Here is a 17,605-nt window from a genome sequence, read left to right as displayed (position 1 = left end):
GCCCGGCGACCGCTTAGCCGCGCGGGACGAGCGTGAGGATGCTCGCCTCGGGACGGCACGCGAATCGCACCGGCGCATACGGCGAGGTGCCCAGCCCCGCCGAGACGTGCACATAGGTGCCCGTGCCGCCCGACTCGGGACGCACTCCCGGCCAGCCGTGCAGGCCGCTCGCGCGGCTCGTGTCCAGGTCGCAGTTGGTGACCAGCGCGCCGTAGAAGGGGACGCACACCTGGCCGCCATGGGTGTGCCCGGCGAGGATGAGGTCCGCGCCGTCGGCGGACAGCAGGTCGAGGGCACGGCGGTAGGGAGCGTGCACCACGCCGATGCGGGCATCCGCGTCCGCGGGCCTGTCCGCGGGCGCGGGCATGGCGTCGCGACCGATGTGAGGGTCGTCGAGGCCCACCAGGTCGAGCACCGCGCCACCTGCCGTCAGGGATCCGCGCGCGTTGTCGAGATCGACCCATCCGGCCCCCGTGAGGCCCGCGATGAGATCGCCCGTGGGGAGCACGGTCGGCGAGCGCCTGACGCGCGTGGGGCTGACGAAGTACGTGAACGGGTTCTTGGGGTGGGGGCCGAAGTAGTCGTTGGAGCCCAGGACGAACGCGCCGGGCTTGTCGAGCAGCGGCTCCAGCGCCTCAAGCACGGTCGGGACGGCATCCACATGCGCGAGGTTGTCACCCGTCGTGATGACCGCGTCGACGTTCTCGCGCGCGAGCGACCTGACCCAGGCGACCTTGCCGCGCTGCGACGGCGTCATGTGCAGGTCCGACAGCTGCAGGATGCGCACCGGACGCGTGCCGGCGGGCAGGACAGGCACCTCGTAGCGGCGCACGGTGTAGGCGTGCGCCTCCGCGAGGCCCCAGACCAGCCCGGCACCCGCCGCGGCGGCCAGCCCCAGGAGAGCGCGCTTCGCCATGGTCAGTCGCTGCCGTTGTCGTTGTTACCGTTGCCGTTGCCGTTGCCGTTGCCCGGCCCGGGGTTGTCCCCTGGACCCGGCTCCTCATCCTCGTCACTCGGCCAGCCCGCGGGCGGGTTGTCCTTGAACTCGGCGGGCGGCCACGTGTCCCCCACCAGTCGTCGGGTGCGACGTTCGGGTCCCATCCCGAGGGCCAGTTGGTGTACCAACCGGGCATGGTGTCGGTGGCCACCGTGAAGTTGACGGTCGAGCCCGGCAGGTAGTTGTAGCCCGCGCTGGGCGACTGACCGATGATCGTGCCCGGGGTCTGCGTCGAGTACCGGCGCGAGCCCTCGGCAGCGAGGCGGAAGCCGGCCTTGGCCAGGACGTCGCGTGCCTCGTCCTCCGTGAGTCCGACGATCGACGGCACCGGGATCGGCTTGCCGTAGAGGATCTCGTCGGTGGGTGCAGGGAAGTTCTCGACGGGCATGCCCTCGAGGGCCTTGTCCATGTACGCCTTCCACGTGGGAGCCGCGATGGTGGATCCGTAGAGGACATCGTGGAACACCCCGTTGAGGCGGATGTTCCGACCCGGCTCGTCGACGTTGGGGTTGCCCAGCCACACGGTCGCGACCAGGTTGGGCGTGAAGCCCATGAACCACGTGTGCGCGTTGAGCTGGGCGGTTCCGGTCTTGCCCGCCGAGGGGCGCCCGTCCGCGATGTTCACGTCGCGGCCCGAGCCGTTCTTCATCACCTCCTGCATCGCGTACGCGACGCCGTCGGCGACCTCCTTCTCGATCACGCGCTCGCAGTTCTGCTGCGGCACCTCGAGCTCGTTGCCGTCGGCATCCGTCACCGCGAGGATCGCGAGCGGGTCGCAGCGGACGCCCTCATTCGCGAACACCTGGGCCACCTGCGCCATCGACAGCGGCGAGGCATTTTGGGTACCGAGCGACATCGTCGGGGTGATCTCGAAGTCCTTGCCATCCGCGCGCTCGAAACCGAGTGCTCCGGCGGTGTCGCGGATCGCGCACAGGTCGAGCTGGTTGGTCATGTTGACGTAGGCGGTGTTGACCGAGTTCGCGGTCGCCTGAAGCACAGACTGCTGGTAGGCCCTCGCGCCCTCGACGTTGCCCGGCTTCCAGGTGTCACCCGTCGCGAGGCCATCGAGGCACGAGGCCTCCCACGACTCGGGCTGGTACTCCTGCTCACGCCCGTCGACGTTCTGCATCAGCGCGTGGCCGCTCTTGAGCCACTCCGCCAGGATGACGGGCTTGAAGGTCGATCCGGGCGAGAAGCCGCGCGATCCGCCCCACTCGCGGTCTACGGAGTAGTTGATCGCGGTCGAGCCCTCCTCCTCGGCGGACGGGTCGAACGTCTTGCTCTGCGACATCGCGAGGATCTGGCCGGTCTCGGGGTCGAGCGACACCATGGCCATCGCCCAGCCGCTCGGGTCGTTCGCGGGCAGCGCGTCCCGCAGCGCCGCGTTGGCCGCGCGCTGCTTCGACAGGTCGAGCGTCGTGATGACGTCGAGGCCACCGCGGTAGAGGAGGTCCGCCCCGGTGAGCTCGGCGCCCTCCTGGTTGAAGACGGCATCATCGCGAATGATCTTGGTGACGTAGTCGCAGAAGAACGGGGCATCCGCCGCGGCAACGCACGAGAACTTGGGGCTGGACACGCGCAGCGTGTCCTCGACCGGGATCGACGTGAACTCGTCGAACTCGGCCTCGGTGATGTACTCCTGCTCGTACATCGTGAACAGCACGGTGTCGCGGCGGTTCTTCGCGTTCTCGGGGTAGCGGATGGGGTCCCAGCGCGAGGGGTTCTGCGTGATGCCGGCGATGGTCGCCGCCTCGATCGCGGTGAGGTCGGCGGCGGACTTCGAGAAGTACAGCTGCGCGGCGGCCTCGGCACCATAGGTGTTCGAGCCGAACTGCGCGATGTTGAGGTACTGCTCGATCACCTGCTCCTTACCGCAATCGACGGCCAGGTCCTCGGGGTCGCACTCGATCCCGTACTCGTGGTCGAGGTTCTCCTCGAGAGCGAGCGCGAGTCGCCATTCGCGGATCTTGCGGGACAGGGACACCTCGGTCGCGGACTCCTCGGCCTCCTCGTCCTCGTTCGCGATCGCCTGCTGGAGAAGCGTGTTCTTCACGAGCTGCTGCGTAAGCGTCGAGGCGCCGGGCGAGTTGGGCGACGTGAGGTTGATGTAGGCCGCGCGCATCAGGCCCTCGCCGTCGACGCCGTGGTGCTCCCAGAAGCGCTTGTCCTCGATCGACACCACGGCCTTCTGCAGCCACGGCGAGATCCGCTCGAGCGGCACCACGACACGGTTCTGCGAGTAGAACGTCGCGAGCAGGTTCTCGCCGGTGCGGTCGTAGATGTTTGACTGCTGCGGCAGGCGCACCGCGCTCAGCTCCTGCGGCAGCTCCTCGAAGAGTTCGGCCGAGCCCTCGGCGGCGGATCCCGCGACCGTCACCGCAGGCAGGGCGAGCCCCGCGACCAGGAAGCCGCCCATGATCGACAGCACCACAAAGAGCGCGAGTGCCGTGACCAACTGGACAAAGGTCACCTTCGTGCGGGGACGTCGGGAGGACCGAGACATGCAACAACCTTAAGTCAGCCCCGTGTGGGCCGGTATCGAGGAGGTGCGCGGTCGCGCGCGTTAGGCTTCGGAACATGAGAACCACGTGGGAGTACGCGACCGTGCCGTTGATCGACCATGTTACCAAGCAGATTCTCGACCAGTGGGGAGAGGACGGCTGGGAGCTCGTTCAGGTGGTCACCGGGCCCACCGGCGGGCTGGTCGCCTACCTCAAGCGCCCGCGCGAGCAGGCGTAGTCGTGTCGGCATCGCAGCGGCTCGCCGCGCTGGGCCTGTCGCTTCCCGAGGTGGCGACCCCCGTCGGGACCTACGTGCCCGCGCGGCGCCACGGCGACCTGATCCACACCTCGGGTCAGCTGCCGCTCCTCGAGGGCGATCTGCTGGCGGTGGGACTCGTGGGCCAGCGGACCGGCGACGTCACTCCCGAGCGCGCGACCGAGTGCGCCCGCCAGTGTGCGCTCAATGCCCTTGCGGCGGCCGCCCAGGCCGCCGGTGGGCTCGACGCGATCGAGTCCGTGGTGAAGGTGACGGGCTTTGTCGCCTCGGCCCCGGGATTCACGGCCCAGCCAGCGGTCATCAACGGCGCGTCGAGCCTCATGGTCGAGGTCTTCGGCGAGGCCGGCCGCCATGCCCGCTCCGCGGTGGGCGTCGCGTCGTTGCCGCTCGGCGCGCCGGTCGAGGTCGAGATCACGGTCGCGCTGCGCCCGCTATAGCCGCCGCGGCAGGCTGGCCTAGCGCGAGCGCGCCCGCAGCCGGTCCGGCTCGCAGACCTCCACCGCGCCGATGTGGACGTCGATCCATCCACGCGACGCGAAGTCCGCGAGCGCCTTGTTGACCGTCTCTCGCGAGGCACCCACAAGCTGAGCGAGCTCCTCCTGCGTGAGCCCGTGGCGCACCGTGACGTGACCGCGCTCCATGCGGCCGAAGCGGTGGCCGAGGTCCAGGATCGCCTTCGCGACGCGGCCAGGGACGTCCGAGAACACGAGGTCGGCCATGGAGAGCGACTGACGCCTGATGCGCTGCGCGAGCGCCCGCAAGAGGTGCCGCGACATCTCGAGGTGGTCGTCGAGCCACTCGTCGAGGACCGCCTTGGGCAGTTCGAAGACGACGGTCTCCTCGACGGCGTGGGCGCGCGACAGCCGCGGGCCCGGGTCGAAGACGGAGAGCTCCCCGACCATGTCGCCCACCCCCAGCAGCGCGAGCAGGTTCTCGCGCCCGTCCCGCGCGGTGCGGGCCAGCTTGACCTTGCCCTTGACGACGACGTAGAGCGCGTGGCCGTCGTCGCCCTCGTGGAAAATCGTGTCGCCCTTGGCCAACTCGCGACGGCGCATCTGGGCGATCAGCGAGCGCGCGCTGGTGGCATCCATGCCGCCGAACAGCGGCGACGAGCGAAGCAGCTGCTCTTCGCGGGCCGCGTCGGCCATGTCAGCCCTCCTTCGTCACCGATGGGGTGCGATGGGCCTGCGTCAATGCGCGCACCATCTGCGCGGTCACATTATCAAGGGTCGCCGCCAGACGAGCCTCGTAGGCCTCGACCCGCGCATCGAGCGCGTCGATCTCCTCGATCGTCGACACGGAGAAGGCGGAGGCGTCGGGCCACGCGGCCGCACCCAGCTCGGCCGGCGTGGGCGCTCCAGCCGCGAGCGCCTCCCACGACAGATGGAGGCCGGTGGACGATGCCTGGGCCGGCTGGGCGAGAAAGGCAACGGCGAGATCGCGGCGGGCATGAAGGAGTCGCCGCCACCAGCGCACGCGCGCGAGTTCCCTCCGCATGTCTCGGCGTCGTTGCCGGAGGTCTGCGATGACGTCCGCCGCCACTGTCGTGACCACCCATACCTCCCGCACCCACGGCGCCGCGCGCGCCTACCCCCGATGTATCGGCGGGAGGGCGGCTCGTCTTGAGCGGTCGCTAGGGTGTGGCCATGGCCGGCCGCACCCTCACCATCGCCACCGATGCGCAGACTGCGCCGCCGGTGGCGCTGGTGCGCCGGGCGCGCACCATCAATCGCGCGCTCGCGGAGGTGTACCCCGACGCACACTGCGAACTGGACTACCGCAATCCGTTCGAGCTGCTCGTGGCGACCGTGCTGAGCGCGCAGTGCACGGACGTGCGCGTCAACCAGGTGACGCCCGCGCTGTTCGCCCGCTATCCGGATGCCGCGACCATGGCCTCCGCCGATCGCGACACCCTCGAGGAACTGATCCGTCCCACCGGCTTCTTCCGCTCGAAGGCCGAGTCCCTGCTGGGACTCAGCCGAGACATCGTCGAGCGCTTCGGGGGTGTCGTCCCTGGCCGCCAGAGCGACCTGGTGACCCTGCGCGGCGTGGGCCGCAAGACCGCCAACGTCGTGCTCGGCAACGCGTTCGGGATCCCAGGGATCACGGTGGACACCCACATGGGCCGGCTCGCGCGCCGGCTGGGCCTCACGGTCAACGAGGATCCCGTCGTGGTCGAGCGTGACCTCATGGCGCTCATCGAGCGACGCGAGTGGACCCTCTGGTCTCACCGCGTGATTTTCCACGGCCGGCGGCGCTGCACCGCGCGGTCCCCCCAGTGCGGGTCGTGCGAGATCGCCGCGCTGTGCCCGTCGGCCCCGGGCGCGAAGGTGCGCCAGGAGCGCTGACCGGCGCCCAGACAGGCTGACCGCGGGCTGACCCCGCGCTTACCGCGCGGCGGCCTCGTGCGCCGCGCCGCGCGCGGGTTGCGGCGGGTCGAAGCGGTATCCCACGTTGCGCACGGTGCCGATCAGCTGCTCGTGCTCGGCGCCCAGCTTGGCGCGCAGGCGCCGCACGTGAACGTCGACGGTGCGGGTGCCGCCGTAGTAGTCGAAGCCCCACACCTCCTGCAGCAGCTGGTCGCGGGTGTAGACGCGCCCCGGGTGCTGCATGAGGTACTTGAGGAGCTCGAACTCCTTGTAGGTGAGGTCGAGCGGGACGCCCTTGAGACGGGCCGTGTACCCACCGACGTCCACGGTGAGCTCGCCCGACGAGAACTCGGCGACCCGGTCCAGCGGGTCTGCGGCGTTCGCGCGGCCGATCAACAGGCGAATGCGCGCCTCGACCTCGGCGGGCGCGGCGTCCGACAGCACCACGTCGGAGGCTCCCCAGTCCGCGTTGACGATCGACATGCCGCCCTCGCGCAACACCAGCAGGAGCGGCACCGCGACCCCGGTGACCTGGATGAGGTTGCAGTTATTGCGCGCCTCGGCGAGGTCGGTGCGCGCGTCGACAATCAGGACATCGGCGTCCATGGCGTCAAGCATCGCCGACGGCTCCGGCGCGACCACACGGGTGCGATGGGACAGCAGGGCGAGAGCGGGCAAGACCTCGGTCGCGCCGTCGCCTGACGGCGTGAGCACGAGCAGGTCTGCCATTCCCACCTCCGATTTTGGCTTCACTCTAGCGGGGCGCCGTCTGAGACACTAACGCCCATGCTTCCCACCACTCGGGCGACCATCGGCGCCGCAGCGGCTGCCGTCGTGGCCGTCGCGGGATTCCTGGGACCGCGGTATCTCGCGGTCGCCGTGTTCGCGATGACCATCCTGCTCGGGCTCGGCTGGCCGCTGCTGCTGCGCGCGTCGAGGCGGCGCGCGTCCTCCGCGGTGCTCATGGCGGGCGGGACACTTGCGCTGGTCGCGGTGGTGCTCGGGCGGACCGCTCCGTACCTGCGCCACATGGTGATCGCCGTCGCGCTCATGGCGATCGCCGCGCTGGTCTCCGAGGTGTTCTTTCCCAGCTCGCGTGGCAGGGCGGTGACATCGGTCGCGGCGACCTCGGCCGGGGCGATCGTCGTCGCGTCCGGCGCCGCGTGGGTCGCGGCGAGTCGCACGCACGGCGCCGAGGACCTCGTGGTCGCCGCGGGCGCCTCGCTCGCCGTCGCGGCGATCGCCTCGGTGTCGACGCGCAACGGCCACGTCAACACCATCATCGCGCTCGCGCTCGCGACCGGCGTCGGCATGGCCGCGGGAGCGCTCTTCCCCGAGCTGCCCTGGTATGCGGGTGGCGGCGTGGGCCTCCTGTGCGGCGTGATCGTGACGCTTCTCCAGGAGCTCGTCCGCCGAGAGCCGAAGGTCCGCGACCCCCTCGCGGGAATGGCATCGGCCCTCGCGCCCGTTCTTGCAGCAGGCGCGCTCGTGTACATCGGTGGCCGCCTGCTCGTCGGCTAGTCCCGGTGCGCCGGTCTCCGGCGCCCCCTCACAAAGGTCCCTCATGCTCATCCGAGTCCTCATCGTGGTCGCGGTCCTCGCGATCGCCTCCGTCGCCGCGCTCTGGTGGCAGCGCCGCCAAGGCGTGGTGCACGAGGTCGAGCGGGCCGGCGCGCTGTCCTCGGCGACGCTGGGCGTCCAGCGCGGTTTCCACGCGACGTTCGTGCAGTTCTCGACGCCCATGTGCGCCAAGTGCCCGCCCACCGCGGCTCTGTTGTCGCGCATCGCGGGCGAGGACCCGCGCGTGGTCCACGTCGAGATCGACGCCGCCGAGCGGCTCGACCTCGCGCGCGAGTTCGAGGTGATGCGCACGCCCACGATCCTCATCCTCGATGGCGACGGGGTGGTCGTGTCCCGCATCTCCGGCGCCCCAAGCGAGGCCCAGGCGCGCGAGGCCCTGGCCGCGGTCCCCCGCACCGGCACCGACTACTCCATCTAGCCCTACACTCGCCGCAGGAGGCCACCGTGAAGGACATTCAGATCGACCCGCGAGGCCCGCGCTTTGGCGCGTTCTTCCAGCTCGCGTTCTCCGTGGCAGCGCTGCTCGCCGGCGCCAACGCGGCGGGCATCGCGATCATGGCCGTGCTGCTGGTGCTGTTCCTCCCCGGCGCGATCGTGGGACCGCAGGCGACGCTGCAGGGCTGGGTGTTCCGCACCGTCGTGCGACCCCGGCTGGCCCCTCCCACGGAGACCGAGTCCTTCCGTCCGCCGCGCTTCGCGCAGCAGATGGGGCTCGGCTTCGCGATCCTCGCCGTCGCCTCCGGTCTCGCCGGGCTCGACGTCGCGTTCTACGTCTTCACGGCCTTCGTGACGTTCGCCTCGTTCCTCAACGGCGTCTTCAACCTGTGCCTCGGCTGCGAGATCTACCTCCTCGTCAAGCGCGCCACGACCCGGCCCGCCTGACCCGTCATAGACTCGAATCATGACTGCACTCGAGGTGACCTTCACCGCTCTCGCGGTCGCAGCCTTCGGCGCGACCGCCTGGATCGCGGGCATCGTCGCGTTCCGCCTGCTCAAGGGGCCCAAGCGGTGACCTTCGTCATTCCGACCGACCTCGCACCCGAGGTCTACCCCTCGCATGGGTCGTGGGCGTCTGGGAGGGCCACGGCGTCCTGGAGTATCCCGGGATCGACACCGCCGACTTCCGCCAGCGCGTGGTCTTCGATCACGACGGCGGCCCCTACCTGAGCTACACCTCGACGCTCACCCTCATGGGTCCCGATGGCGAGGAGGGCCAGGTCTGGTCCACCGAGTCGGGATTCTGGCGCGTCGCGCCGTCGGCCCCCGAGGGTGTCGAGCTCGAGGACTTCCAGCACCCGCTCGAGGTGGTGCTCGCGGACGCCTCGGGCCTGCTCACCGCGTACTTCGGTGCCGTGGGCAACGGCCGCATCGACCTCGCGACCCGCTTCGCGGCGGCCACCGAGTCCGGACCCGACGTGCGCGGCGCAACCCGCATGTACGGCAATGTGGGCGGCGAACTCATGTGGGCGTGGGACCTCGCGGCCTTCGGTCACGAGCTGCAGTCGTACGCAAGCGCTCGCCTGTCGCGCGTCGACGCGCCTGGCACGGGGGACGATGCCGAGGTTCAGGAATCGTGACCGGTCGCCCGCGCGTTCTCCCGGCATGACCGCCTCACCTCTTCTGTCGCGCCACGGCGCGGTTCCCGGCGACGGCGCCGACGCGGGTATCGCGTGGCACTACGGCGATCCCACGGCCGAACAGCGCGCCCTCGAGGCCGGCCGCGCGGTCGCCGACCAGTCCCACCTGGGCGTCGTGACGGTCACGGGACCCGACCGGCTCACGTGGCTCGACTCGCTGTGCACGCAGGCCGTCGGATCGCTCGCTCCCGGCGAGTCGTCCGAGCTCATGATCCTGTCCCCTCAGGGACGCATCGAGCACGTCGCGGGGCTCGTGGACGACGGCTCGACCGCGTGGCTCCTGTCCGAGACCGCGCCCGCGCTCGCCGCCTTCCTCGACCGCATGCGCTTCATGCTGCGCGTCGAGGTGGCGGACGTCACCGCGGACTGGGCGGCGATCGGCGAGGCGGTGTCGCGACCGGCCGCCGACGGCGAGCCCGTCACGTGGGTGGATCCCTGGCCGGGCGTGACGGCGGGAGGCACCACCTATGCGGCGTCCCCGACCGACCACCCCGGAGCGGCCCGCGCATGGCGGCTCGTGCTCGTCCAGCGCGACACTCTCGATCGCGAGATCCAGTCGCGACTCGACGCCGGCTGGACGCTCGTGGGCACCTGGGCGACCGAGGCGATCAGGATCGCCGCGCATCGTCCCCGCGCGGGACGCGAGATCGACGAGACCTCCCTGCCGCACGAGCTCGACTGGCTGCGGACCGCCGTGCACCTCCACAAGGGTTGCTATCGAGGTCAGGAGACGGTCGCGAAGGTCCACAACGTGGGCCGGCCGCCGCGGCGACTCACCATGCTTCACCTCGACGGGTCTGGCCACGAGCTTCCCGAGCCCGGGGCACCCGTGCACGGCACTGCCACGGCAGGGGCTCCGGCCCCGATCGTGGGCCGCGTGACATCCGTGGCGCGCCACCACGAACTGGGCCCGATCGCGCTCGCCGTGCTCAAGCGGGCGGTCGACCCGTCGACCATCCTCACCGTGCCCACCGAGGGCGGGCCCGTGGCCGCCGCGCAGGAGCTGATCGTGAACGCGGACGGCTTCTCGGCCGACCGGCCGCCCAAGCCGGGCCCCACGATGAAGGGCCTGCTGATGGGCAAGGGGTGCGCCGCCGACGGCGGCGACCTGCCGTAGCCGTTCGCGCGCTCCACGGGTTTGCTCCGCCGCCGGGGTACGGTGGCTCTGTGGAAATCCCCGTGAGCGAACTGGCGGGCCGCCTGGATGCGGCGCTGTCCGCCGCCCGCGACGGCGAGGACGTCATCCTCACCGAGGACGGACTGCCCGTCGCGAAGATCGGCCCCGTCGAGTCGATGTCCCTGCTGTCCCGGCTCGCCGAGGAGGGCGTGCTGGCCCTTCCCGCGGACGACCGCGCGGTACCGCGCCTGCCTCAGGCCGAGGCGGCCAAGGACGCGCTGTCCAGCCTGCTCGGACGCCTGCGTAGGTAGGGCATGTCTCTCGTCTATCTGGACACGTCCGCGCTGCTCAAGTTGTGCGTCCTCGAGACGGGCAGCGATCTCGCGGTCGCGCTGTGGAGCGGCGCCGATGCGCTGGTGACCTCGCGCATCGCGGACGCCGAGGTGCGCTCGGTGTTGGCCTCGGCCGAGCGAATCGGCAGGATCGACGCCGCCCCCGCCGCGCAGGCCCGTGAGCGATGGGCCGAGCTCTGGCCCGGCATCGCCAAGCTCGAGGTGACCGCGCGCATCGCCGAGCGCGCCGCGGACCTGTGCGATCGCCGCCCGCTGCGAGCGGGAGACGCGCTCCACCTCGCGAGCGCTCTCGAATTCGCCGACGCCTCGCCGGTGTTCGTCGCATGGGACCGCCGGCTCGCGACCGCCGGTCGTGCCGAGGGGCTCCAGGTGCTTCCCCTGCGTTAGCGTAGGTTCCGGTTTCCCCCACACCGGAGGTGCATGACGTGTTCGGCTTTGGATTCCTGCAGGGCATGGTGATCTTCGCGATCTCGGCCGCGGCGCTCGTGGGCGCGATCTGGGGGCTCATCGACGCGCTGCGTCGCCCCGAGGGCGCCTTCACCGCGGCGGGCAAGTGGTCCAAGACCGCATGGGTCGCGATCCTCGCGGTGGCGAGCGCGATCGCCTTCATCTCGATGCCGTGGCCCATTGGCACCGGCGGCGGCATCGTCGGATTCCTCGGGATCGCAGCGGTGGTCGGCGTGGTCGTGTACTTCGTGGACGTGCGCCCCAAGCTGGGCGGCTTCGGACCCACGCGGGGCTCGGGCAACGCGCAGCGCGGCGGCTGGTAGGTGAAGGCGGTCCTGCAGCGCGCGTCGCGCGCCTCCGTGACCGTCGACGGCACGGTGACGGCATCGTTCACCCGTCAGGGAATCGTGGCACTCGTGGGGGTCACGCACGGCGATGGCCCCGAGCAGGTGCAGACGATCGCGCGCAAGATCGCCGAGCTGCGCATCCTCACGGACGAGCGGTCCGTGGCGGACGTGGGGGCACCCGTCATCGTCGTGTCCCAGTTCACGCTCTACGCGGACACCCGCAAGGGACGCAGGCCGTCGTGGAATGGCGCGGCCCCCGGTCCCGTGGCCGAGCCGCTGGTCGAGTCCGTCGTGGCCGCGCTACGAGAGCGCGGCCTCGACGTCGGGACCGGGGTGTTCGGCGCGCACATGGACGTCGAGCTCGTGAACGACGGCCCCATCACGATCCTGCTCGAGGCCTGACGCCCCGCGGAAGGGCCTAGATGTCCCGCGCCCGCAGCGACACGAGCGCGCCGGCCATCGGCACGACCGCCCACGCGAGCAGGACCACGAGGCCCCACCCGGAGTCCAGGCCGATCTGACCCGCGGCGAGGGGCTCGGTCGCGACGGCCGCCGATGCCGCGGCGGACGGGAGCACCGCGCCCACCCAGTTCGCGATCGTGTTGGGCACGATCGCCAGCACGCCGGGAAGGATGAGCTGCATCGCGACGATGGTGAAGATCGCGCCGACGGAACTGCGCAACAGGACACCGAGCGCGACCGCGAGCATCGCGAACACGACGATGCTGAGCTGGTTGACCAGCAGCGCGCGCATCGTGGCGGTGTCGCCCAGGTCGATGGACACCCCGAGGTCGGCCAGGCCGCCCGCATTGACGGCCCACGCGGTCGCAAGGCCGACGATCCCGATCGCGAGCGCGAACAGCCCCGCGATGGTCGCCTTCGCGGCGAGCACCGTGCCGCGGCCGGGCGTCGCCGTGAAGGTGTTGCGCGCCATCCCCGTGGTGAACTCGGAGGTGGTGAGCAGCGCGCCGAGCACCGCGACGAGCAGGAGCACGAAGTCGAGGCCGAAGTACAGCACCCCCATCACCTCCGCGCTCGAGGAGGAGCCCACGTCGGAGGCGTTCGCGACCACGAGGGTGGGAACACCGACGAACGCCGCGAGCGCAAAGGCGACGAGGATCCAGGTCGACCGCAGGCTGCGCGCCTTGATCCACTCGGAACGGACGGCGCGACGGTAGCCGGCGGGGTGTGCGATGACCTCAACCGCCGCGGCGGAAGGCGCGGGTGCGGTCGTGGCGGATGCGGTGGTCACTTCGCTGCCTCCTTGAGTGCGGCGCCGGTCTCCCCGGGACGCCCGCGCGGTAGTCGGTCTGGTCTGCGGTGAGCCTCATGTACGCGTCCTCGAGGCTCGTGCTCTCGTCGCGCAACTCCGCGAGCCAGAGGCTGTGGTCGCGGGCGATGCGGCCGATGTCACGGGCATCGAGCCCCGTGACGGAGACGCGTTCGCGGTGATCCAGCTGGGTCACAAGGCCGCCCTCGAGAGTGACGAGCTCGGCGAGGCGCGCCGCGTCCGGCGACGTGACGATCACGCCGGTGCGGGCGTATGCGCCCATGAACTCGTGCAGCGAGGCGTCCGCGAGGATCCTGCCGCGGCCGATCACGATCACGTGGTCGGCGGTCTGCTGAACCTCGCTCATGAGGTGGCTCGAGAGGAACACTGTGCGGCCGTTGTCCGCGAGGCGCCGCGCGAGCTGGCGCACCCACAGCACGCCGTCGGGGTCGAGCCCGTTGACCGGCTCGTCGAACATGACGATGCGCGGGTCGCCGAGGAGCGCGCCCGCGATGCCGAGTCGCTGGCCCATGCCGAGCGAGTAGCCACCCGCCTTCTTCTTGGCGACCGCGGTGAGGCCCGTGAGCTCGAGCACCTCATCGACCCGGCGGTCCGAGATGCCGTGCGTCGCGGCCATCGCGCGCAGGTGGGATCGCGCCGACCGGCGCGGGTGGACGCCCTTGGCGTCGATCAGCGCGCCGATCTCCTTGAACGGCGTGACGAGCTTCGCGTAGGGCTGCCCGTTGACGGTGACCTGTCCGCTGGTCGGCCTGTCGAGGCCGAGGATCATGCGCATCGTGGTCGACTTCCCGGCGCCGTTGGGCCCGAGGAAGCCGGTCACCACGCCTGGCTGCACGGCAAACGTGACGTGGTCGACGGCGGTGGTGCTGCCGAACTTCTTGCTGAGGTTGGTCGCCTCGATCATGCGAGCGGTTCCTTTCGTTCGAGTCGACGCGCGCTCGTGCCGGCCCATCTCGACTGTAGGGATGCCCTTCCTGCCCCCTCTATGAGGTACCTCCCTGATTGGTGGGGTCCGGCATCGGCCGGGGGACGAAGGGGTCACGCCCGGCTACCCCTCACGGGCTCTCATCAGCAGCTCCCCCACCTCGCAGTCCAGCACGTCGCAGATGGCGGCGAGCGTCGAGTAGCGGATCGCCCTCGCGCGGTCGTTCTTCAGCACCGAGAGATTGACCACCGAGACGCCCACGCGCGCGCTGAGTTCGGTCAGCGTCATGCCGCGGTCCGCGAGCAGCTCGTCGAGACGGCAGTGGATGCCGGTGGGCTCCGCGTCGGCCGGGCTCACACGAGCCCCTCGGTGTCCCGCTGGAGCCGCTCCCCGATCTGCAGCGCGGCCGCGAACGCCCCGACGACGAGGTAGACGAAGAAGGGCAGCAGGCTCACCTCGAAACTGACGGAGTCATACGTGTAGTCGCTCACCGCGGAGAGTGCCCCATGCACGGTCATGTTGGTGAGGATCGAGCCCACAAACCAGCCCGCGAGGAGCACGCCCGCGGCGACGTACACCAGCCGCGACGTGCCGCGTTCAAAGGCGAGGCCGCGCGCGAGACGCAGGAAGAACATCGCGGCAAAGACCACTCCTGCGACCACCATGAGCGCGATCCACACCGGCTCGGCGTAGAGGGCAAAGAGCGTGGCCGGGGCAGGGTCGGGCACGATGACCGTCGCGGTCTCGACGGTCGCCTCGAGCGCGGCGCCGTCGGGTCCAAGAGGCAGTGCCGCGGTTTCGCCGGTGAGTGGCACGGTCACCGGCACATTGGTGCCGTCCCCCACCTCGACGAGCCTGCGCACGGCAGTCACGATGGCGAGCACCGCCGCAAGCGTGACCACAGCAATCGAGAGGTACATCCCTGCCCTGTCGGGCCGGTCAAGGTCGCGTGCATCGGTCATGATCTGCTCCTTATCGATAGTCGTTGCTATCGAGAAACGATATGTATCGATCATCGATATGTCAACCCCCTCCTGCGCCTCGGCCCGACCCGCGCCGTGCCCACCGCCCGCATCGTCCCCTCGCAATCGCTTCACGCCTCTGGCGAACACGGGCATGAGCGGTGGGGGCCCGCGGTTAGCCTGGAAACACCCGCGGTGGCGATCCGCCGCGATCCCGGCTCCGGCCGGACGAAACAAGGGAGGCTGACATGTTCGAACGGTTCACCGATCGAGCCCGTCGCGTGGTCGTGCTGGCGCAGGAAGAGGCGCGCATGCTCAACCACAACTACATCGGCACCGAGCACATCCTGCTCGGCCTGGTGCGCGAGGGCGAAGGCGTGGCCGCGAAGGCCCTCGAGGCGATGGACATCTCCCTCAACGGCGTCCGCGAGCAGGTTCAGGAGATCATCGGCGAGGGCTCGCACGCCCCGTCGGGCCACATCCCCTTCACGCCGCGCGCGAAGAAGGTGCTCGAGCTGTCCCTGCGCGAGGCGCTGCAGCTGGGCCACAACTACATCGGCACCGAGCACATCCTGCTGGGCCTCATCCGCGAGGGTGAGGGCGTGGCGGCACAGGTGCTCGGCAAGCTCGGGGCGGACCTGGGCGGAGTGCGCCAGCAGGTCATCCAGCTGCTGTCGGGCTACGAGGGCAAGGAGCCGGTGACGTCCGGCGGCGGCCCTCAGGAGGGTCAGCCCGCTGGCTCGACCGTGCTCGACCAGTTCGGTCGCAACTTCACGCAGGCCGCGCGCGAGGGCAAGCTCGACCCCGTCGTGGGCCGCGAGCTCATCATGGAGCGCGTGATGCAGGTCCTCAGCCGCCGCACCAAGAACAACCCGGTGCTGATCGGCGAGCCCGGCGTCGGCAAGACCGCCGTGGTCGAGGGACTCGCGCAGGCGATCGTGCGCGGCGACGTGCCCGAGACGCTCAAGGACAAGCACCTCTACACGCTCGACCTGGGCTCTCTCGTGGCCGGCTCGCGCTACCGCGGTGACTTCGAGGAGCGCCTCAAGAAGGTGCTCAAGGAGATCCGCACGCGCGGCGACATCATCCTGTTCATCGACGAGATCCACACGCTCGTGGGTGCGGGTGCCGCCGAGGGCGCGATCGATGCCGCCTCGATCCTCAAGCCCATGCTGGCGCGAGGCGAGCTGCAGACCATCGGCGCGACCACGCTCGACGAGTACCGCAAGCACGTCGAGAAGGACCCCGCCCTCGAGCGCCGCTTCCAGCCCATCCAGGTGCCGGAGCCGGAGCTCAGCCACGCGATCGAGATCCTCAAGGGGCTCCGCGACCGCTACGAGGCGTTCCACCGCGTCACGATCACGGACGATGCGATCGTCGCCGCCGCGACGATGGCCGACCGCTACATCTCGGACCGCTTCCTGCCGGACAAGGCGATCGACCTCATCGACGAGGCGGGCGCGCGACTGCGCATCCGCCGCATGACCTCGCCGCCCGAGCTGCGCGATCTCGACGACAAGATCGCGAACGTGCGTCGCGACAAGGAGTCGGCGATCGACGAGCAGGACTTCGAGAAGGCCGCGTCGCTGCGTGACGTCGAGCGCCGCCTCTCGGAGGAGCGCTCGCGCAAGGAGGAGGCCTGGAAGTCGGGCGACCTCGACGTCGCCGCCGTCGTGGACGAGGACCTGATCGCCGAGGTGCTGTCGATGTCCACCGGCGTGCCCGTCACGCGCGTGTCCTCCGACGAGTCCTCGCGACTGCTGTCGATGGAGTCCGACCTTCACAAGCGGATCATCGGCCAGGAGCAGGCCATCAAGGTGCTCGCGCAGTCGATCCGCCGCACGCGTGCGGGCCTCAAGGACCCCAAGCGTCCGGGCGGCTCGTTCATCTTCGCCGGCCCGACCGGTGTGGGAAAGACCGAGCTCGCCAAGGCGCTCGCCGAGTTCCTCTTTGGGGACGAGGACGCGCTCATCTCGCTCGACATGTCCGAGTACGGCGAGAAGCACACGGTCGCGCGACTCTTCGGAGCGCCCCCGGCTACGTGGGCTTCGAGGAGGGTGGCCAGCTCACCGAGAAGGTGCGCCGCAAGCCGTTCTCCGTGGTGCTCTTCGACGAGGTCGAGAAGGCCCACCCCGACATCTTCAACTCGCTGCTCCAGATCCTCGAGGACGGCAAGCTCACGGATGCTCAGGGCCGCGAGGTCAACTTCAAGAACACCATCATCATCATGACCACCAACCTGGGTGCGGACGCGATCTCGCGCCGCCAGGCCACCGGATTCTCCGCGATCCGCGAGGGCGGCCACACCTACGAGGACATGGTGAAGCTGGTCAACTCGAAGCTCAAGGAGCACTTCAAGCCCGAGTTCCTCAACCGCGTCGACAACGTGGTGGTCTTCCCGCAGCTCACGCAGCTCGAGATCATCCAGATCGTCGACCTCATGGTCGCCCGCCTCGACGAGCGCATGAAGGACAAGGACATGGGCATCGAGCTCACCACCGCCGCGAAGCAGTTGCTCGCGGAGAAGGGCTACGACCCCGTCCTGGGTGCGCGACCGCTGCGCCGCGCACTCCAGCGCGAGATCGAGGACCCGCTGAGCGAGAAGATCCTCTTCGGCGAGGTCGTCGCGGGCCAGATCATCCGCGTCGACGTCCAGGGCGAGGGCGTGCTTGCGGAGTTCACGTTCGAGGGCATCGACCGCGACGCCGTCGTGGGCGAGCCGCTCGGCACGGACCCCGAGGTCGCGACCAACTCCTCGACGCAGGAGTAGCCGGCACCGGCCGCACGGCTCGGCTTCACCG

21 protein-coding genes and 1 pseudogene are annotated in these 17,605 nt (G+C 70.3%); 13 read left to right on the top strand and 9 right to left on the bottom strand.

From position 1 onward, the window contains the following. Positions 1 to 13: 13 nt before the first annotated feature. Together QUE44_RS11445 and QUE44_RS11440 are read right to left on the bottom strand one after the other, a co-directional pair. Positions 14 to 757, bottom strand: a complete 744-nt coding sequence (locus QUE44_RS11445; RefSeq protein WP_350226834.1) for a metallophosphoesterase — start codon at positions 755 to 757, stop codon at positions 14 to 16. Beyond that, positions 675 to 3,500 (bottom strand): penicillin-binding protein, encoded by a 2,826-nt coding sequence (locus tag QUE44_RS11440; RefSeq protein WP_350226833.1) that lies wholly within the window; start codon positions 3,498 to 3,500, stop codon positions 675 to 677. Before QUE44_RS11440 ends, QUE44_RS11445 begins: the two co-directional genes overlap by 83 nt. 74 nt (positions 3,501 to 3,574) lie before the next feature. Between QUE44_RS11440 and sp36 the strand changes: the two genes are divergently transcribed. Continuing rightward, positions 3,575 to 3,736 carry a Sp36 family protein gene (gene sp36 / locus QUE44_RS11435; protein WP_286214676.1) on the top strand — a complete coding sequence of 54 codons (162 nt, stop codon included), beginning with the start codon at positions 3,575 to 3,577 and terminating at the stop codon, positions 3,734 to 3,736. A gap of 2 nt (positions 3,737 to 3,738) precedes the next feature. Continuing rightward, positions 3,739 to 4,212, top strand: a complete 474-nt coding sequence (locus tag QUE44_RS11430) for a RidA family protein (protein WP_286214674.1) — start codon at positions 3,739 to 3,741, stop codon at positions 4,210 to 4,212. 18 nt (positions 4,213 to 4,230) lie between these two features. On the opposite strand, the gene QUE44_RS11425 is transcribed toward QUE44_RS11430, so the two are convergent. Together QUE44_RS11425 and QUE44_RS11420 are read right to left on the bottom strand one after the other, a co-directional pair. After that, positions 4,231 to 4,923, bottom strand: a complete 693-nt coding sequence (locus QUE44_RS11425; RefSeq protein WP_286214673.1) for a Crp/Fnr family transcriptional regulator — start codon at positions 4,921 to 4,923, stop codon at positions 4,231 to 4,233. Position 4,924: 1 nt separating this feature from the next. Continuing rightward, the gene (locus QUE44_RS11420; RefSeq protein WP_286214671.1) at positions 4,925 to 5,272 is read right to left on the bottom strand and encodes a hypothetical protein; all 348 of its coding nucleotides are present in this window, start codon (positions 5,270 to 5,272) and stop codon (positions 4,925 to 4,927) included. Between the two features lie 149 nt (positions 5,273 to 5,421). Here QUE44_RS11420 and nth point away from each other — a divergent pair, with 149 nt between their 5' ends. After that, entirely contained in the window at positions 5,422 to 6,123 is a 702-nt protein-coding gene (nth, locus tag QUE44_RS11415; RefSeq protein WP_286214669.1) for an endonuclease III, read from the top strand. Positions 6,124 to 6,162: 39 nt separating this feature from the next. On the opposite strand, the gene QUE44_RS11410 is transcribed toward nth, so the two are convergent. Beyond that, on the bottom strand, positions 6,163 to 6,873 hold the full coding sequence (locus tag QUE44_RS11410; RefSeq protein ID WP_286214667.1) for a response regulator transcription factor: 711 nt from the start codon (positions 6,871 to 6,873) through the stop codon (positions 6,163 to 6,165). A 57-nt stretch (positions 6,874 to 6,930) separates the two neighbouring features. Here QUE44_RS11410 and QUE44_RS11405 point away from each other — a divergent pair, with 57 nt between their 5' ends. From QUE44_RS11405 to dtd, 9 genes are all read left to right on the top strand, one after another. Further along, positions 6,931 to 7,665 carry a hypothetical protein gene (locus QUE44_RS11405; protein ID WP_286214665.1) on the top strand — a complete coding sequence of 245 codons (735 nt, stop codon included), beginning with the start codon at positions 6,931 to 6,933 and terminating at the stop codon, positions 7,663 to 7,665. Between the two features lie 43 nt (positions 7,666 to 7,708). Then, complete coding sequence (locus QUE44_RS11400) at positions 7,709 to 8,143, top strand: thioredoxin family protein (protein WP_286214664.1); 435 nt, start codon at positions 7,709 to 7,711, stop codon at positions 8,141 to 8,143. Positions 8,144 to 8,169: 26 nt separating this feature from the next. Next, the gene (locus tag QUE44_RS11395) at positions 8,170 to 8,607 is read left to right on the top strand and encodes a DUF4395 domain-containing protein (protein ID WP_286214662.1); all 438 of its coding nucleotides are present in this window, start codon (positions 8,170 to 8,172) and stop codon (positions 8,605 to 8,607) included. 182 nt (positions 8,608 to 8,789) lie between these two features. Further along, complete coding sequence (locus tag QUE44_RS11390; protein ID WP_350226832.1) at positions 8,790 to 9,302, top strand: heme-binding beta-barrel domain-containing protein; 513 nt, start codon at positions 8,790 to 8,792, stop codon at positions 9,300 to 9,302. A 25-nt stretch (positions 9,303 to 9,327) separates the two neighbouring features. Continuing rightward, positions 9,328 to 10,479 (top strand): CAF17-like 4Fe-4S cluster assembly/insertion protein YgfZ, encoded by a 1,152-nt coding sequence (ygfZ, locus tag QUE44_RS11385; protein ID WP_286214660.1) that lies wholly within the window; start codon positions 9,328 to 9,330, stop codon positions 10,477 to 10,479. A gap of 50 nt (positions 10,480 to 10,529) precedes the next feature. After that, positions 10,530 to 10,790, top strand: a complete 261-nt coding sequence (locus QUE44_RS11380; RefSeq protein WP_286214658.1) for a type II toxin-antitoxin system Phd/YefM family antitoxin — start codon at positions 10,530 to 10,532, stop codon at positions 10,788 to 10,790. A 3-nt stretch (positions 10,791 to 10,793) separates the two neighbouring features. Further along, on the top strand, positions 10,794 to 11,219 hold the full coding sequence (locus tag QUE44_RS11375) for a type II toxin-antitoxin system VapC family toxin (protein ID WP_286214657.1): 426 nt from the start codon (positions 10,794 to 10,796) through the stop codon (positions 11,217 to 11,219). A 38-nt stretch (positions 11,220 to 11,257) separates the two neighbouring features. Next, positions 11,258 to 11,602, top strand: coding sequence for a DUF2516 family protein (locus QUE44_RS11370; RefSeq protein ID WP_286214655.1), 345 nt, complete (start codon positions 11,258 to 11,260; stop codon positions 11,600 to 11,602). Beyond that, positions 11,603 to 12,028 carry a D-aminoacyl-tRNA deacylase gene (dtd, locus tag QUE44_RS11365; protein WP_286214653.1) on the top strand — a complete coding sequence of 142 codons (426 nt, stop codon included), beginning with the start codon at positions 11,603 to 11,605 and terminating at the stop codon, positions 12,026 to 12,028. Positions 12,029 to 12,044: 16 nt separating this feature from the next. Here the strand turns inward: dtd and QUE44_RS11360 are convergent, their stop codons facing one another. The 4 genes from QUE44_RS11360 to QUE44_RS11345 form a co-directional block, all read right to left on the bottom strand. Then, positions 12,045 to 12,878 carry an ABC transporter permease gene (locus QUE44_RS11360; protein ID WP_286214652.1) on the bottom strand — a complete coding sequence of 278 codons (834 nt, stop codon included), beginning with the start codon at positions 12,876 to 12,878 and terminating at the stop codon, positions 12,045 to 12,047. Beyond that, positions 12,826 to 13,821 (bottom strand): ABC transporter ATP-binding protein, encoded by a 996-nt coding sequence (locus QUE44_RS11355; protein WP_286214651.1) that lies wholly within the window; start codon positions 13,819 to 13,821, stop codon positions 12,826 to 12,828. Before QUE44_RS11355 ends, QUE44_RS11360 begins: the two co-directional genes overlap by 53 nt. A 144-nt stretch (positions 13,822 to 13,965) precedes the next feature. Beyond that, entirely contained in the window at positions 13,966 to 14,199 is a 234-nt protein-coding gene (locus QUE44_RS11350) for a helix-turn-helix domain-containing protein (protein ID WP_286214649.1), read from the bottom strand. Continuing rightward, the gene (locus QUE44_RS11345; RefSeq protein ID WP_286214648.1) at positions 14,196 to 14,804 is read right to left on the bottom strand and encodes a hypothetical protein; all 609 of its coding nucleotides are present in this window, start codon (positions 14,802 to 14,804) and stop codon (positions 14,196 to 14,198) included. The genes QUE44_RS11350 and QUE44_RS11345 overlap by 4 nt, the downstream gene beginning before the upstream one ends. 248 nt (positions 14,805 to 15,052) lie before the next feature. Between QUE44_RS11345 and QUE44_RS11340 the strand changes: the two are divergent. Beyond that, positions 15,053 to 17,574: pseudogene (locus QUE44_RS11340) on the top strand (ATP-dependent Clp protease ATP-binding subunit). Positions 17,575 to 17,605: the final 31 nt, after the last annotated feature.

Origin of the sequence: Demequina sediminis, assembly GCF_030296675.1 — a bacterium.
Taxonomy (GTDB): domain Bacteria; phylum Actinomycetota; class Actinomycetes; order Actinomycetales; family Demequinaceae; genus Demequina; species Demequina sediminis.
Note: the sequence above shows the minus strand (reverse complement) of the source record. Positions and strands in the feature narration are given on the sequence as shown.

Excerpts from the sequence above, each read along its gene's own strand:
- QUE44_RS11445 (WP_350226834.1), bottom strand. The coding sequence starts at position 757 with ATGACGCCGTCGCAGCGCGGCAAGGTCGCCTGGGTCAGGTCGCTCGCG.
- QUE44_RS11440 (WP_350226833.1), bottom strand. The coding sequence starts at position 3,500 with ATGTCTCGGTCCTCCCGACGTCCCCGCACGAAGGTGACCTTTGTCCAG.
- sp36 (WP_286214676.1), top strand. The coding sequence starts at position 3,575 with ATGAGAACCACGTGGGAGTACGCGACCGTGCCGTTGATCGACCATGTT.
- QUE44_RS11425 (WP_286214673.1), bottom strand. The coding sequence starts at position 4,923 with ATGGCCGACGCGGCCCGCGAAGAGCAGCTGCTTCGCTCGTCGCCGCTG.
- QUE44_RS11420 (WP_286214671.1), bottom strand. The coding sequence starts at position 5,272 with ATGCGGAGGGAACTCGCGCGCGTGCGCTGGTGGCGGCGACTCCTTCAT.
- nth (WP_286214669.1), top strand. The coding sequence starts at position 5,422 with ATGGCCGGCCGCACCCTCACCATCGCCACCGATGCGCAGACTGCGCCG.
- QUE44_RS11410 (WP_286214667.1), bottom strand. The coding sequence starts at position 6,873 with ATGGCAGACCTGCTCGTGCTCACGCCGTCAGGCGACGGCGCGACCGAG.
- QUE44_RS11405 (WP_286214665.1), top strand. The coding sequence starts at position 6,931 with ATGCTTCCCACCACTCGGGCGACCATCGGCGCCGCAGCGGCTGCCGTC.
- QUE44_RS11400 (WP_286214664.1), top strand. The coding sequence starts at position 7,709 with ATGCTCATCCGAGTCCTCATCGTGGTCGCGGTCCTCGCGATCGCCTCC.
- ygfZ (WP_286214660.1), top strand. The coding sequence starts at position 9,328 with ATGACCGCCTCACCTCTTCTGTCGCGCCACGGCGCGGTTCCCGGCGAC.
- QUE44_RS11375 (WP_286214657.1), top strand. The coding sequence starts at position 10,794 with ATGTCTCTCGTCTATCTGGACACGTCCGCGCTGCTCAAGTTGTGCGTC.
- QUE44_RS11355 (WP_286214651.1), bottom strand. The coding sequence starts at position 13,821 with ATGATCGAGGCGACCAACCTCAGCAAGAAGTTCGGCAGCACCACCGCC.
- QUE44_RS11345 (WP_286214648.1), bottom strand. The coding sequence starts at position 14,804 with ATGACCGATGCACGCGACCTTGACCGGCCCGACAGGGCAGGGATGTAC.